General features: G+C 48.8%; 15 protein-coding genes. 13 read left to right on the top strand and 2 right to left on the bottom strand.

Annotated elements, in window-relative coordinates; translation table 11 throughout:
* Positions 1 to 7 precede the first annotated feature (7 nt).
* From mshL to F0U83_RS16385, 11 genes are read left to right on the top strand one after another with little or no spacing between them, the layout of a single operon-like run.
* On the top strand, positions 8 to 1,612 hold the full coding sequence (mshL, locus tag F0U83_RS16435; protein WP_138988010.1) for a pilus (MSHA type) biogenesis protein MshL: 1,605 nt from the start codon (positions 8 to 10) through the stop codon (positions 1,610 to 1,612).
* Positions 1,613 to 1,656: 44 nt separating this feature from the next.
* A complete protein-coding gene (locus tag F0U83_RS16430) occupies positions 1,657 to 2,577 on the top strand; it encodes an ExeA family protein (RefSeq protein WP_138988011.1) in 921 nt (306 codons plus the stop codon).
* Complete coding sequence (locus tag F0U83_RS16425) at positions 2,574 to 3,938, top strand: tetratricopeptide repeat protein (RefSeq protein ID WP_170221852.1); 1,365 nt, start codon at positions 2,574 to 2,576, stop codon at positions 3,936 to 3,938. The genes F0U83_RS16430 and F0U83_RS16425 overlap by 4 nt, the downstream gene beginning before the upstream one ends.
* 15 nt (positions 3,939 to 3,953) lie before the next feature.
* A complete protein-coding gene (locus F0U83_RS16420; RefSeq protein ID WP_138988013.1) occupies positions 3,954 to 5,711 on the top strand; it encodes a GspE/PulE family protein in 1,758 nt (585 codons plus the stop codon).
* A gap of 3 nt (positions 5,712 to 5,714) precedes the next feature.
* Positions 5,715 to 6,944 carry a type II secretion system F family protein gene (locus tag F0U83_RS16415; protein WP_138988014.1) on the top strand — a complete coding sequence of 410 codons (1,230 nt, stop codon included), beginning with the start codon at positions 5,715 to 5,717 and terminating at the stop codon, positions 6,942 to 6,944.
* Between the two features lie 4 nt (positions 6,945 to 6,948).
* The gene (locus F0U83_RS16410) at positions 6,949 to 7,476 is read left to right on the top strand and encodes a type II secretion system protein (RefSeq protein ID WP_170221854.1); all 528 of its coding nucleotides are present in this window, start codon (positions 6,949 to 6,951) and stop codon (positions 7,474 to 7,476) included.
* Positions 7,477 to 7,527: 51 nt separating this feature from the next.
* Positions 7,528 to 8,040 (top strand): type II secretion system protein, encoded by a 513-nt coding sequence (locus F0U83_RS16405; RefSeq protein ID WP_138988016.1) that lies wholly within the window; start codon positions 7,528 to 7,530, stop codon positions 8,038 to 8,040.
* A 32-nt stretch (positions 8,041 to 8,072) separates the two neighbouring features.
* Positions 8,073 to 8,576: a pilus assembly FimT family protein gene (locus F0U83_RS16400; protein ID WP_138988017.1), complete on the top strand. Its 504-nt coding sequence runs from the start codon at positions 8,073 to 8,075 to the stop codon at positions 8,574 to 8,576.
* The gene (locus F0U83_RS16395) at positions 8,557 to 9,063 is read left to right on the top strand and encodes a type IV pilus modification PilV family protein (protein WP_170221856.1); all 507 of its coding nucleotides are present in this window, start codon (positions 8,557 to 8,559) and stop codon (positions 9,061 to 9,063) included. Before F0U83_RS16400 ends, F0U83_RS16395 begins: the two co-directional genes overlap by 20 nt.
* Complete coding sequence (locus F0U83_RS16390; protein WP_138988019.1) at positions 9,063 to 9,860, top strand: PilW family protein; 798 nt, start codon at positions 9,063 to 9,065, stop codon at positions 9,858 to 9,860. Before F0U83_RS16395 ends, F0U83_RS16390 begins: the two co-directional genes overlap by 1 nt.
* Entirely contained in the window at positions 9,850 to 10,263 is a 414-nt protein-coding gene (locus F0U83_RS16385; RefSeq protein ID WP_138988020.1) for a hypothetical protein, read from the top strand. The genes F0U83_RS16390 and F0U83_RS16385 overlap by 11 nt, the downstream gene beginning before the upstream one ends.
* 19 nt (positions 10,264 to 10,282) lie before the next feature.
* Here the strand turns inward: F0U83_RS16385 and pyrE are convergent, their stop codons facing one another.
* Positions 10,283 to 10,924: an orotate phosphoribosyltransferase gene (gene pyrE, locus F0U83_RS16380; RefSeq protein WP_138988021.1), complete on the bottom strand. Its 642-nt coding sequence runs from the start codon at positions 10,922 to 10,924 to the stop codon at positions 10,283 to 10,285.
* A 147-nt stretch (positions 10,925 to 11,071) separates the two neighbouring features.
* On the opposite strand from pyrE, the gene F0U83_RS16375 reads away from it, so the two are divergent.
* Positions 11,072 to 11,845 (top strand): exodeoxyribonuclease III, encoded by a 774-nt coding sequence (locus F0U83_RS16375; protein ID WP_138988022.1) that lies wholly within the window; start codon positions 11,072 to 11,074, stop codon positions 11,843 to 11,845.
* A gap of 53 nt (positions 11,846 to 11,898) precedes the next feature.
* Here F0U83_RS16375 and rph read toward each other — a convergent pair whose 3' ends face one another.
* A complete protein-coding gene (gene rph / locus F0U83_RS16370; RefSeq protein WP_276469561.1) occupies positions 11,899 to 12,669 on the bottom strand; it encodes a ribonuclease PH in 771 nt (256 codons plus the stop codon).
* 103 nt (positions 12,670 to 12,772) lie between these two features.
* Here rph and F0U83_RS16365 point away from each other — a divergent pair, with 103 nt between their 5' ends.
* Positions 12,773 to 13,636, top strand: coding sequence for a YicC/YloC family endoribonuclease (locus tag F0U83_RS16365; protein ID WP_138988023.1), 864 nt, complete (start codon positions 12,773 to 12,775; stop codon positions 13,634 to 13,636).
* Positions 13,637 to 13,846 lie beyond the last annotated feature (210 nt).

The raw sequence follows: 13,846 nt of genomic DNA, 5'->3' as shown, positions 1-13,846 counted from the left end.
TTAGCTCATGAAACAGATAATGAAATATGGAGCCCTAGCTATCTCGGGGCTATGGCTCTTGGGATGTCAGAGCATAGGGCATGTAACTGAAGAGCCGCCACAGCAGGCATCAGAGCAGATACTCTCAGAAGCGATTGAGCAAAGCCAAGTCTCAGCCTCTGTTAGCGTGCCTAAGCCACTTGCGTTGCCGCCGGTAAGCTTACAGTCTTTGGCTGATGTTCAGGAGGAGCGCTTTGATGTCTCCGCTAATCAGCTATCTGTGCGGACGTTCTTTATGGGGCTGGTGGAAGGTACGCCTTATAATATGATTGTCCATGAATCGATTAGTGGTGATATCTCCCTGCATCTTAAAGATGTCACTGTGCCCGAAGTCATGAAAGCAGTGCGCGATGTCTACGGCTACGAATTTAAGCGCAATGGCAACCTGTTTCAGGTTGTTCCGGCTACATTAGAAACTCGCTTGTATCAAGTGAATTATCTGGATATTGAACGTACCGGTGAATCCCAGACATCTGTTAGTGCAGGCTCAGTAACCCAAGCGGGCACGAGCAGCAGTGGAGGCAGTAGCAGTGACAGCAGTGATAGCTCATCCAGCAGCAATGGCGAGGCCGCGCTCGTTGGCACTCATATCAGAACCCGGAGCAAGACCGACTTTTGGGGTGAGCTGCAACAAACCCTAGAGGCGATCATAGGCACTGATAAAGGTCAGCGAATTGTTGTTACACCACAAGCCGGTGTTGTCGTGGTAAGAGCGTTCCCCAGTGAGCAGCAAACCGTAGAAAACTACCTGCGCAAAGCTGAACTGATTTTGCAGCGCCAAGTGGTTATCGAAGCGAAGATCTTAGAAGTTCAGCTCAATAATGGCTTTCAGGCGGGTATTGAGTGGGCATCTATCGGAAATCTTGGTCGTAGCCAGTTTACGCTAGGGCAAACGGCCGAATCTCTCGTCAATAGTGATAATACAGGCGGTGTGTTTAGTGCCACCCTGAGTCGATATGACTTTGCTGGGTTGATCGAGTTGTTGGGGACCCAAGGCAATGTACAAGTGTTATCTAGCCCCCGTGTATCCACAATGAATAACCAAAAAGCTGTGATTAAAGTGGGAACGGATGAGTTCTATGTGACTGAAATTGAAAACACCACCACGACCGGCACATCAACGACAAACACGCCAAAAGTTGAGCTGACGCCTTTCTTTTCAGGGATTGCTCTGGATGTAACCCCTCAGATCAGCGAAAACAATGACATCATTTTGCATATCCACCCCTCTGTCAGTGAGGTTGAAGATCAGCAGAAACTGATCAGCATTGGTGGCGATAAACTGGATATCCCTCTCGCGCAAAGCTCTATTCGAGAATCAGATAGTGTTGTACGTGCCCAGAGTGGACAGGTGATAGTGATTGGCGGGCTGATGACATCGGGCAGTTCCGATAAGAAAGCCCAAGCGCCGGGCTTAGGGGATATTCCTGGCATTGGTAAGTTGTTTCAGCAGCGCAGGCAAGGGTCGAATAAAAGCGAACTTGTGATTCTATTGCGCCCTGTTATTGCAAATTCACAAGGCTGGCAACAAGAGCTGCAACGTAGTTTGGATGGCTTCCGCTCTTTACGATAGCGGCCAAGCTTAGAGAAAAACTCACAGGAGCAGACCAAAGAGACATGTATATAGAACACTTCGGAATGCGGGAGTTGCCGTTTACTTTAACGCCCAATACTCGCTTCTTTTTACAACTACCGACGCACCAAGAAGCGTTGAATCTGCTGCTGGTAGCGCTGAGCAGTGGGGATGGCTTTATTAAGGTGGTAGGTGAAGTGGGCACCGGTAAGACTATGCTGTGCCGTATGCTGTTAAACGCTTTGGAAAAAGAATCCTGTGTGAGTGCCTATTTGCCAAATCCTTATCTAAGCCCTGAAGCGCTGCGCCGGCATTTTGCCTTAGAAATTGGTGTAGAAAATGCGCTGCAGCTGCGGGATTTTGAGTTGATTACCCGAATCAATGAGCGCCTTGTCGAGATTGCAAAAGAAGGGCGTTTTACGGTATTGATCGTTGATGAAGCGCAAGCGATGCCTGAAGAGACGATCGAAGCATTACGGTTGCTCACCAATTTAGAGACCGAGTCAGAAAAACTATTCCAGGTGGTTTTATTTGGCCAGCCCGAGTTGGATCAGTTATTGGCGAGGCCATCTTTACGGCAATTAAAACAGCGCATCACCTTTAGCAGCCAGCTTCAGGTGCTAACGCAAACGGCGGTTGCGCAATATTTGGAACAACGCGCCAGTAAAGCAGGCTATGAAGGCTTATCCCTGTTCAGCAAAAAAGCCGCCAGCTTGATTGCAAAAGCATCAGGAGGTGTGCCGAGACTAGTCAATATACTGGCCCACAAGTCGTTGATGAGTGCTTATGGCAAAGGAGAACGGCAGATTAATCCTCAGCATGTAGTCCATGCCATTGAAGACACCGAAGGCGTTAAGGTACCCCGCGTTGCGAGTGGGCTTTCATGGTGGTTGAGTTCAGCCCTGCTGGCTGGGGTATGTGCCGGGGCGGCTTACGTGCTGAGTGTTCGGGGACTAATAGGATGAGTCTTGTTAATGATATGCTGCGCGATTTGGATGAGCGCCAGCGCACAGAAGGCAGAGCCTATACGACGGTGGCTAATAAACCCAAAAGCCACTGGCCACGCACGATAATTATTTTACTACTTTTATGCGTAATAGCCGTTCTGGCCCTGAATTACTGGCCTCTTTTACACCGTTACTGGGCGAACATGACGCAAGAAGTGGCACCGAAGTCACAGAGCACACTAGTTAACCAGCCAAACCCCATTGTTGCAGCGCCGCCTGAAGAGGTTATAGATAACGCAAGGCCTGAGACGACACCGCTTAACCAGATACGTGTTATCAACTGGACGCAGACAACATCCCAGCATGGTGTGCTGACTTTGTGGCTGGATCAGGTTAAGCCTTTTGTGGTGTATGGTAAAACCTCCACATCCTTAGATATTGCCCTTGAGGAAACCCAGTTAAGTAGTGGGTTACCTGATAACTTAGCGCCTTTGTTGTCGACTGTAGAGATTGTTCCGCAGGCCGATAAAAGCCGCTTTCGCATGGTGGCGAGCGAGCCTGTCAATTTCCTGATAGAACTAAAGCAAAAACCTGCGCGCTTGATGATTGAGGTGCAGACAGCACCTAAACGTGACGTTACCCGCTCGATAGGCGAGACAGCATTGGCACAAGAACAAGCGGCTAAGCCGATAGTAGATGCGCCCGCAATACCCGAACCATCGGAGGCAGCAAAACCCGCTGTTAGCGTCACTCCACAGCCAACGAATGCATCGGGTGTCATTGGCGCCTCCACCGGGGCTATGCAAAAGTCGTTAAAGCCACAACCTACCGATGCAGCGACTGTGCGCCAAGCAAGACGTATGCTGGCAAAGCAGGAGATATCGCAAGCGCAATCTCTGCTCCGAACATTTATTGAGCGCCAGCCAAAGTCATCGTGGCAGAGTCGCTACCTGCTGGTGCAACTGTTGCTTGCGACAGAGAGCTATGAAGAAGCGCGAACCCAACTGCAGCCTGCGCCGAATAACCTCTCTTGGGCATTACTACGCTCAAGATCTCATCTACAGCAGGGGGAGGCGACAGAGGCGATCACTTTACTGAGGGCGTTTTCGGAGGGAGTGACGCGCCAGGATTATCTGGAGCTATTGGCATCTGCGTATCAGCAAACAGGCCAACATGATCTTGCAGTACAGCAGTACCTATCTCTGTTGACATTGAACGCACAAGAGGCGCGCTGGTGGGTATCCATGGGCGTATCGCTTGAGCATCTTGGGCAGCAGCAGAAGGCGTTAGAAGCCTACCAAAGTGCCTTAGCGATCCCTGGGCAGGATCGTTCATTGAGGCAATATGCCCAGTCGCAAATAGCGCGACTGACTCAGTAGAAAGGGCGAGGATAGATGGCATCTCCTAAAATGAAAATACGCATCGGCGACTTGCTTGTCCAAAATGGCGTTATTTCAGAACCACAGTTGATGGAGGCATTAAGCCGCCAGAAAGAGACGCGTCAAAAGCTTGGGCGCACATTGATCTCTTTAGGCTATGTGCAGGAACAGCAGTTTTTAGAGTTTCTTGCCCAGCAGTTAAGTGTGCCTTTGGTGGATTTAGCTCATTATAATTTCAATCAGCAAGATGTATTACGTCTTTCTGAAACCCATGCACGTCGTTTCCGCTCAATTGTCCTGAAAGAGAATCCAGACCACTTTTTGGTGGGGATGTCAGATCCGCTAGATATTTTCGCGTTTGATGAGCTTCAACGACTACTGCCCAAAACCATTGAACTAGCAGTCGTTGCCGAGAGCCAGCTGCTGCAAACTCTGGATCTGATGTACCGCCGTACCAGCGATATCGATACTCTGGCGGATCAGCTGAATGAGGATATTGTTGAAGATAGTTTTGACCTCTCACAACTGACCGCTGCCGATGAGGTGGATGCGCCGGTTGTTCGTTTGCTCAAAAGTTTATTTGAAGATGCGGTACAGGTTGGAGCATCGGATATTCATATCGAACCGGATGAAACCGTACTGCGTATTCGCCAGCGTGTTGATGGTGTGCTCCATGAGCATGTGGTCAAAGAGACTCGTATAGCGGCGGTTTTGGTGTTGCGACTTAAACTGATGGCCGAGCTGAATATCTCTGAAAAGCGCCTGCCACAGGATGGTCGCTTCAATATCACCGTAAAAAACCACAGTATTGATGTGCGTATTTCTACGTTGCCTATTCAATATGGTGAGTCGGTGGTAATGCGTTTACTTGACCAGAGTGCGGGTAAAATCGGTTTAGATAAATCGGGTTTACCACCACGAATGTTACAGAGAGTACGACGTATTATTCGTGAACCCCACGGTATTTTACTGGTAACAGGCCCTACGGGTAGTGGTAAAACGACAACACTTTATGGGGCGCTAAACGAACTTAATGATGCATCGAAAAAGATCATCACCGTAGAAGATCCAGTTGAATACCGTCTGTCACGTATCAACCAAGTACAGGTTCATCCTCAAATTGGCCTGACATTTTCCAAAGTTTTACGTGCCTGCTTGCGACAAGACCCTGACATTTTGCTGGTGGGTGAGATTCGTGACCTAGAAACTGCCGATATTGCGATGCGTGCCGCCATGACTGGTCACTTTGTACTCTCAACTTTACATACCAACGATGCGATTTCCAGTGCAATGCGTTTGGTGGATATTGGTGTAGAGGGGTATCTTGCAGGCACGGCCTTAAGAGGGATTCTGGCGCAACGACTGGTGCGCCGCATTTGCAATAATTGCGAAGAGCCTTACCAGCCCAGTGTTCAGGAGCAAATCTGGTTAGATATCAAAGCGGAAGAAGCCGGTGTTACAACGACACAGCTTAAGCATGGTAAAGGCTGTACCTACTGCAACAACACAGGCTATAAAGGGCGTGTGGGTATCTTCGAGCTACTGGAACTCAACGATGAAATGGCAGATGCCTTGCGTCGTAATGACAGTGCTGCCTTTGCTAAAGCTGCAAGAGAGAGCGATGAATATCAGCCTTTGGTGATCAGCGCGCTGCAACTAGCTTCTCAGGGGGTAACCTCCCTTGAAGAGGTATTCCGGGTCACTGAACAAATGGATGAGCAGGCGTATGAAGATTTGGATATGCCCACCCCGTCTGGTTTAGAGTTGGAGTAACGGATGGCTTCGTTTCAATACAGCGGTCGATATCCAGATGGCTCCTCAGCGACAGGCCGCATGGAGGCACTGAATAAAACAGAAGTGGCCAGCCAACTTTTAGAGAAAGGCATCACACCGGTCAAGGTGGAGCCAGTAAACGATACTTCAACGACGAAAAAAGCATCCAAAGGGAGTGAGCTACGTTTATTTGAGAAGGTGACACTGGATGAGATGATCATGCTCAGTCGTCAGCTGTCCAGCCTCACACGAGCAGGTGTGCCTATCACCAGCGGTATGCGAGGGTTGGCGAATACCATTAAAAACCCGCTGCTTAAGAATACCCTCAATCAGATCGCCGATGATCTGGAAAAAGGTAATGCGTTATCTACAACGCTGAATAAACACCCCAAGCTGTTTAATGATCTATATGTCAGCATGGTGCATGTGGGAGAAAATACAGGACGCTTGGATGAGGCGTTTAAGCAGATGGCCGCTTATCTTGAGTTGGAGCGGCAAACCATTCGAAGTATTAAGCAGGCCACCCGCTACCCCATGTTTGTCATGATTGCGATCGCAGCAGCGGTAGGGGTTATTAATGTTTTTGTTATCCCAGCATTTAAGGGCGTATTTGAGAATTTTGGCGGAGAGATGCCCTGGCAAACCCGCATATTAATCACCATCTCTGATTTTACGGTGAACTGGTGGCCCGCATTATTGGTAGGGTTAGTGGGTGGTATTTATGCCTTTATTCGTTGGACAAAAACGGAAAAAGGCCGCCTGAAATGGGATCGTATAAAACTCAAATTACCTTTGGTGGGCGGGATTTTTTATCGTGCTATCCTAGGGCGATTTGCGCGAACGTTCAGTGTGGTACTCAAAGCGGGAATCCCCATAGAGCAGGGGTTGTCTATTGTGTCGCGTGCTATGGGCAATGTTTATATTGGCGGAAAAGTAGCAGAGATGCGCCAAGGGATTGAGCGTGGTGAAGGGTTCACCTCCACCGCTCACCGAACAGCGATGTTCAGTCCGCTTGTCATGCAGATGCTGGCGGTTGGTGAAGAAACAGGCCGAGTCGATGAGATGCTAGAGGATGTTGCCAGCTTCTATGAAGAGGAGGTGGAGTATGACCTTAAGAACCTCTCCAGTGTCATTGAGCCGATTTTGATTGTCGCGATCGGCATTATGGTTTTGGTTTTAGCATTGGGGGTCTTCCTGCCGTTATGGGAGCTAAGCACCACCATCAATGGTTAATGCCATGAGACGGAATAACCGAGGTTTTACACTGTTAGAGCTGGTGATTAGCCTATTGGTAATAGTGATTCTTTATGGTGTGTTATCGGTTTATCTGGGGCGTATTGCTGAATCAGCCGAGCGGGCTGCTGTACAGGGGATGTTAGGGCAGTTGCAAGCACAAATTAATATCAGGATGACAAAATTCTATATTGAGGGACGCCCTGAAAAAGCGAGCGCCTTGCTCTTGGAAAATCCTTTTGACTGGATACCTTCCCAAGCAAAGCTATATGCGGGTGAGATCAATAAAAATGTTAATAGCACGATGCTGGAAAAAGGTTTTTGGTACTTTGATAGCGATGCTAACGAGTTGATTTATAAAACTAGACGAAATACTTACCTAAAGGTAGGGGAGGGAGACGGCAGCGAGTTGAGATTTGTGCTTAAATTAAATCATGCAATGGCCGATAACCCAGCTAATGGTGCGAATTATAATGTGAGTGTCGCTCCGCTGTGGCCGTACACTTGGAAAATCAAAGCTTCGTCAAAGTAACCGAAGCTCACTAAGAACGAATTTTTATCTTTCGAGAATGGAGTAGTAAAAATGAAACGACAAGCGGGTTTTACAATTATTGAACTGGTCGTGGTAATCGCCTTATTAGGTATTTTGGCGGCTGTTGCGTTACCACGCTTTATTGATGTAACCGAAGATGCTCACAAAGCGTCGGTACAGGGTACTGCGGGTGCATTAGGTGCGGCTGTGGCGTTAGTGAAAGCGCAGGCCATTGTTGATAATGTGGATACAGGTAATACTGTCGCTATTGATGGTTTGAATATTATTGTCAATGCTACCCGTTACCCTGTAGGTACGAGTGGTTCGGCGATCACAGATGGTTCTGGCACAACGACAGCAAGCGCGGCGGGCTGTGTGGCTTTATGGGGTGCTATTTTACAAGCTAATGCACCAACTGTTGCTACGGCTACAGGTTCTGATTATCTTGTGACGGCTGCAGCTCCAGACTGTGTATTTGCTTATCAGCCGGATACGTCAACCTCTGGCACTCGTACGATTACTTACGATACGGCGACGGGTGAAGTTACGACGAGTAATCTGTAAAGGTAGGTTAGCCGTGTGTGGCGTAGGTTAGTATGTTTTTAAACTTGCGTTTGCAGCGCGGCTTTTCGCTTGTCGAGTTGGTCACAGTGCTTGCCCTCTTGGGGATTATCAGTGCTGTGGCCTTTGCTCGTTTAGGGGATGTGTCCTCTTTTCGGTCTTCTGTCTTTCAGCAACAAATGTTGTCTTATCTTCGCCTTGCTCAACGCACAGCGGTTGCCCATCAAGGTAGTGGTGCACAGTTAGTTATTGGCCGCACATCCAATACGCAGTGGCTGTTGACCCTGCAGTTTGCAGGTCAGACGGTGTCTTATCCGTTAGAAGGCCGTTACCGTTTTAGTTATGCTGGCAGTGGGGCTAGCGGTATGTTAACCGCTGGCGACAGCCTGACATTGGTTTATCAAGACACCGGTGATCTGGTGCAGTTACAAACGCCAACTGCTCTCCCTGTTAATGGGAGCGTTACGTTCGCTATCGAGGATGCACGCTATTTATGCACCTCTCCAGCAGGATTTTCCTATGATGGCGCCTGTCTCTGAAAAGGGGTTCTCGCTAATCGAGAGCATCCTGACGATTGTCATTATCAGTATCTCGCTGGTGGTGCTGATTTCAGCATGGAGTGGCGCCGCCAAGCGTAGCGGTGATCCCTTTTGGCATGCGAAAGCAGCCTACCTCGGCCAAGCTTATATCGAAGAGATTTTGACAAAACGTTTCGATGAAAATACCCCCGTCGGTGGTTCACCTCCGTGTAGTTCTGTGAGCTGTTCGAGCACATTAGGGCCTGAGTCTGAAACCCGTAGCCAGTATGATGATGTGGATGATTACAACAACCTCAGTGAGTCGCCATCGGAGAATACATTAGGTATTGTGCGCCCTGAGTATCAGCGCTATCACGTTGCTGTGCAGGTGACCTATGCTGGTGCAGACTTTAGCCGCCCGGTACGCACACTCAAAAAAATAGTGGTAACCGTGACGCCCCCCGAGGAAGCGCCTCAGCGCTTTGTTGCGTATCGAGGTAACTACTGATGCGTATGAGTAGTAGGCAGCGGGGCTTTACGATGGTAGAGCTGGTCATTGCGATTGTACTCATGGGGATTATCGCCGTTGGTGCTACGGGTTTTATTATTAGCTCAGTGAAGGGATATAGCGATATGTCTCGCCGTGAGGGGATTGCTGGCACGAGCCGGGTTGCCATTGATCGGATATTACGAGAGGTGCGCAATGCCTTGCCAAACAGTGCAAGGACGGATGCCAGCGGTTACTGCCTAGAGTTTGTACCCATCCTAGCGGCAACACAGTATGTCAATATCCCTTTGAATGCGAATAATACCAATATTCAGATCATCCCGTTTGCGGAAGCGCCTACACTTGGTCAAGCCGCGGTTTATCCCATTACGACGGCGGCGGTTTATCAAACTGGCTCGCCTGCGGTGATCTCGCCAGACATTACCTCTGCGGCCTCTGATTTGTTAGGGCCTGGCGTTGAGACTATGACGCTCGCCAGCGGACATCGGTTTCCTGCCGAATCACCCTCTAAGAGGTTGTTTGTGGTGGATACGCCTGTGAGCTACTGTCTGGTGGGTGATCGTCTCTACCGGTATCGCAACTATGCACGCTCTGCTGTACAACCTAGCCCCAGCAGTTTGCCGACGGGGGAACCTAATCGGGTTTTATTAGCTTATCCTGTCACCGCCACACAGCCTTTTACCGTAGTGGATGCAACGCTACAACGTAACGCACTGGTGTTGGCCGAGTTCAGTGTTGAGCAAGCCGGTGAGCGGCTGCTTATTCAGCAAGAGGTGCAGATACGCAATGCGCCTTGACTATGCTAACTATCCAAAATCTGAGCAGGGGTTGGGGTTGATCTCCGCGATCTTTGTCATCGTTGTGCTGGCTGTTTTGGTGGTGGGAATGAACAGTATGCTACGCACCAGTCAAACCTATAGGGCACAAGAGGTTTTGGCCGCCAGAGCGTTGCTTGCTGCTCAATCGGGTGCAGAGCTGCATTTATCGGAACTGCTACACCCTGAGAATCCACAGGTCTGTAACAGTGACGCTTCGCCGGTGTTATTTACGGTCAGCGGATTAAAAAACTGCAGCTATCAGGCAACCTGTAGCCTCATTACTCTGGCAGGGCAGGACTATTATACGATTAAGAGTACGGGGCGTTGCGGAAGTGGTGTGGATTCAGCCACACGTATTGTCAAAGTTCGGGTAGCGCCTTAGCTGCTACCCTTTTAATTGATCAAATACCGTATTCAGCACGGTATTGGGCAATCGCAGCAATCGCCTCATCATAGCCGCCTACGTCGGTCAAATAGACCACGATATCCTCAAGTGACACAATACTGATAACGTGCATGCCGTAATCACGCTCAACTTCCTGAATAGCTGATAGCTCCCCTTTACCGCGTTCCATACGGTTAAGAGCAATCATCACAGCCGCAGGTGTTGCTTGGGCGGCGTTGATAATCTCCATCACTTCACGAATAGCTGTACCCGCTGTGATAACGTCATCGATAATCATCACTCGGCCTTCGAGTGGCGCACCTACCAGATTACCGCCCTCACCATGGTCTTTCGCTTCTTTACGGTTGAATACATACGGCACATCGCGGTTGTAGTCATTTGAAAGCGCCACCGCTGCTGAGGCTGCAAGAGGAATACCTTTATAAGCAGGGCCAAAGAGCACATCAAAAGGAACGCCAGCATCCTCAATAGCGGCTGCGTAGTAACGGCCTAACTTCGCTAAAGCCGTGCCTGTATTAAATAAGCCAGCGTTGAAAAAATAAGGGCTGATGCGACCGGATTTTAAGGTGAATTCACCAAAGCGCAGAACGTTCTGTTCAATAGCAAACTCTATAAATTCTCGTTGGTAGTCGCGCATCACTGTATCCCATCTTGGTTAAAAGCCGTATTCTAACACCTGCCATGCGTTGTAACGAGATTTTCCACGATGCTAAAATTTCCTTTTGCTGCGCTTCGCTATACAATTCCTCTTTAATTTTTAGTGCGCTTCACAGGAATAACCAACATGCGTGTTATCACCTTCAATGCCCAGGGTATTGAACAAGCAGCTGACCGAGGCTTCTTTGACTGGATGGTCCAGCAGGATGCAGATGTAATCTGCATTCAGGATCTACGTGCTAAAGAGTATCAGTTAGACGGTGATCGTTATCATCCCGAAGGATACTACCCTTACTTCTTTGATGCCTTTGAAGATGGTTACAGTGGTGTAGCCATCTATACACGCCATCTACCCAAGGCAATTATGACCGGTTTGGGCTTTGAGCTATGTGACTACCAAGGGCGTTTTATCCAAGCTGACTTTGATAAGGTTAGTGTGGCATCTTTGTATATTCCTTCCGGGTTGAAAAGCCACGAAGCGCAGCAGAAAAAAGAAGAGTTCATGAGCCACTTCATGGGCCATCTGAAAAAAACACTGCGTAAGCGTCGCGACTTTATTTTCTGTGGCACCTTTAACACGGCTCACCGCACAGAAGACCTGAGTAACTGGTATGTTAACCAAACGGTTTCTGGCTTTCTGCCGAGCGAACGGGCATTTATGGAAGAGATGTTTGGCGAGCTAGGCTATGTCGATGCGTTTCGAGAGATAAACAAAGCGGAACGCCAGTTTACCTGGTGGCCTGATTACAATCGTGCACGTACCTTAAACGAAGGCGCACGTTTGGATTATCAGGTAACAACGGCGAATATGCGCAAAATGATTAAGAATGTCTCTATCTATAAAGAGGGCATGTTTTCTGAGCACGGCCCGCTAATCGTCGATTACGACGGTGATTTCTAATAAAAAAGGGTGCTTTTAGAGCACCCTTTTTTTGCCTGCGATATGTATACGTATTAGCTTTCTAAGGCGGCTTTCTGTAAAGCGATAATCTCTTTAATACCTTTATCAGCCAGTGCCAGCATCTTATTTAGCTCATCCTGAGTATAAGGTGCGCCCTCTGCCGTGCCCTGTACTTCGATAAAGCCGCCTTTGTCCGTCATGATGACATTCATATCGGTTTCAGCTGAGGAATCTTCGGCATAATCCAAATCTAATACTGGCTCGCCTTTATAAATGCCCACGGAAATAGCCGCCAGCATGTACTTAACCGGGTTGCCCTTCAGCGCACCGTGTTTGTCTTTCTTTAGAACATTAATAGCATCAATTAACGCCACACAAGCACCCGTAATAGAAGCTGTGCGTGTGCCGCCATCTGCCTGGATCACGTCGCAATCGATGGTGATGGTGTTCTCGCCAAGCTTGTTCAAATCCAGTGCAGCACGCAGAGAGCGGCCGATTAAACGCTGGATTTCAATGGTACGGCCACCCTGTTTGCCGCGAGCGGCCTCACGATCATTACGGGTGTTAGTGGAGCGGGGCAGCATGCCATACTCTGCTGTCACCCAGCCCGAGCCGGAACCGCGTAAAAAACGTGGTACACCACGGTCGACTGTCGCCGTGCAGATCACCTTAGTATCACCAAACTCCACCAATACCGAACCCTCGGCATGCTTGGTAAAATTGCGAGTGATGCGGATCTCACGAAGCTGATCGGGTTGGCGACCACTCGGGCGCATGCTGGCAAGACCAAGATTCTGAAGTTGATCGGAAATGGTAGGACTCATCTTTAATAAAACCTTATTAATATTGCCAAAACGCTGCATAGAGCATCCGGCGTTGGACTGCTAAACTATCGGAATAGGACAATTCTAATCGAGATAAGACAATATGACACGCAGTATGACGGCTTTTGCCCGACAGGAGAGCCAACACAGTTGGGGAACACTGACTTGGGAAGTTCGATCGGTAAACCATCGCTTTCTAGAACCTCACCTGCGTTTGCCCGAACAGCTCAGGGAGATCGAAGGGATACTGCGTGAAACCCTGCGCAAACGCCTAAGCCGAGGCAAAGTGGAATGCACATTGCGCTTTGTACCCGAAGCCCAAGCGCAAACGTTACAAGTCAACGAAAGCTTTGCTCGCCAACTAATTGCAGCAACCGAGCAAATGGAGCAACTGATGCCAGCCTCGCAAACGCTGAACCCACTCGATTTACTGCGTTGGCCGGGCGTGTTGCAAGATGTACGCATCGACATGGAGCAAGTTAAAAAAGAAGCCCTTAAGCTGTTCAATAACGCTCTAGACGACCTTACCAAAGGCCGAGAGCGTGAAGGTAAAGAACTTGCAGCACTTATTGAACAAAGACTCGATGCGATTTCCGCTGTGGTAACCGATGTACGCGCCAAGTTACCACTGATTTTAAAAAATCAACGCGACACCCTCTGCGCCCGTGTTGCTGACTTAGGCGTCGACCTTGACCCGCAGCGACTAGAACAAGAAATAGTACTGCTTGCACAAAAAGCGGATGTGGATGAAGAGATGGACCGCCTCAATACCCATGTTCAGGAAGTACGTCGGGTGTTAAAGCAAAAAGAACCCGTAGGTCGTCGCTTGGACTTTTTAATGCAAGAGTTAAACCGTGAAGCCAACACGCTTTCATCCAAGTCGATAGTAACCGACACCACGCAGAGTGCGGTAGAGCTCAAGGTGCTGATCGAACAGATGCGCGAGCAGATTCAAAACATCGAATAGGTTCTTAAATAGAGAGTTACCCATCCAAGAATGCCTTAAATGCTAAGATCTTAGAGGGCAATTTTTCCGTTTTGCTGAGCCGCTACGTTAACGGGAAATCTAAAAACACTTTTATGCGCATAAAAATGTAAGATCTCACACTTTTATGCGCGTAAAAGTGTGCACTGAGTTATACTATAGACCGTTAACAATCTTTATTGGCGGGAAATG

This window comes from Neptunomonas concharum, from assembly GCF_008630635.1.
GTDB classification, from domain to species: Bacteria; Pseudomonadota; Gammaproteobacteria; order Pseudomonadales; family Balneatricaceae; genus Neptunomonas; species Neptunomonas concharum.
This window is presented reverse-complemented; position numbering and strand designations above follow the sequence as displayed.

Bases quoted from the DNA above. Each gene is read 5' to 3' on its own strand.
- mshL (WP_138988010.1), top strand. From the start codon at position 8: ATGAAACAGATAATGAAATATGGAGCCCTAGCTATCTCGGGGCTATGG.
- F0U83_RS16430 (WP_138988011.1), top strand. From the start codon at position 1,657: ATGTATATAGAACACTTCGGAATGCGGGAGTTGCCGTTTACTTTAACG.
- F0U83_RS16425 (WP_170221852.1), top strand. From the start codon at position 2,574: ATGAGTCTTGTTAATGATATGCTGCGCGATTTGGATGAGCGCCAGCGC.
- F0U83_RS16420 (WP_138988013.1), top strand. From the start codon at position 3,954: ATGGCATCTCCTAAAATGAAAATACGCATCGGCGACTTGCTTGTCCAA.
- F0U83_RS16415 (WP_138988014.1), top strand. From the start codon at position 5,715: ATGGCTTCGTTTCAATACAGCGGTCGATATCCAGATGGCTCCTCAGCG.
- F0U83_RS16410 (WP_170221854.1), top strand. From the start codon at position 6,949: ATGAGACGGAATAACCGAGGTTTTACACTGTTAGAGCTGGTGATTAGC.
- F0U83_RS16405 (WP_138988016.1), top strand. From the start codon at position 7,528: ATGAAACGACAAGCGGGTTTTACAATTATTGAACTGGTCGTGGTAATC.
- F0U83_RS16400 (WP_138988017.1), top strand. From the start codon at position 8,073: ATGTTTTTAAACTTGCGTTTGCAGCGCGGCTTTTCGCTTGTCGAGTTG.
- F0U83_RS16395 (WP_170221856.1), top strand. From the start codon at position 8,557: ATGATGGCGCCTGTCTCTGAAAAGGGGTTCTCGCTAATCGAGAGCATC.
- F0U83_RS16390 (WP_138988019.1), top strand. From the start codon at position 9,063: ATGCGTATGAGTAGTAGGCAGCGGGGCTTTACGATGGTAGAGCTGGTC.
- F0U83_RS16385 (WP_138988020.1), top strand. From the start codon at position 9,850: ATGCGCCTTGACTATGCTAACTATCCAAAATCTGAGCAGGGGTTGGGG.
- pyrE (WP_138988021.1), bottom strand. From the start codon at position 10,924: ATGCGCGACTACCAACGAGAATTTATAGAGTTTGCTATTGAACAGAAC.
- F0U83_RS16375 (WP_138988022.1), top strand. From the start codon at position 11,072: ATGCGTGTTATCACCTTCAATGCCCAGGGTATTGAACAAGCAGCTGAC.
- rph (WP_276469561.1), bottom strand. From the start codon at position 12,669: ATGAGTCCTACCATTTCCGATCAACTTCAGAATCTTGGTCTTGCCAGC.
- F0U83_RS16365 (WP_138988023.1), top strand. From the start codon at position 12,773: ATGACACGCAGTATGACGGCTTTTGCCCGACAGGAGAGCCAACACAGT.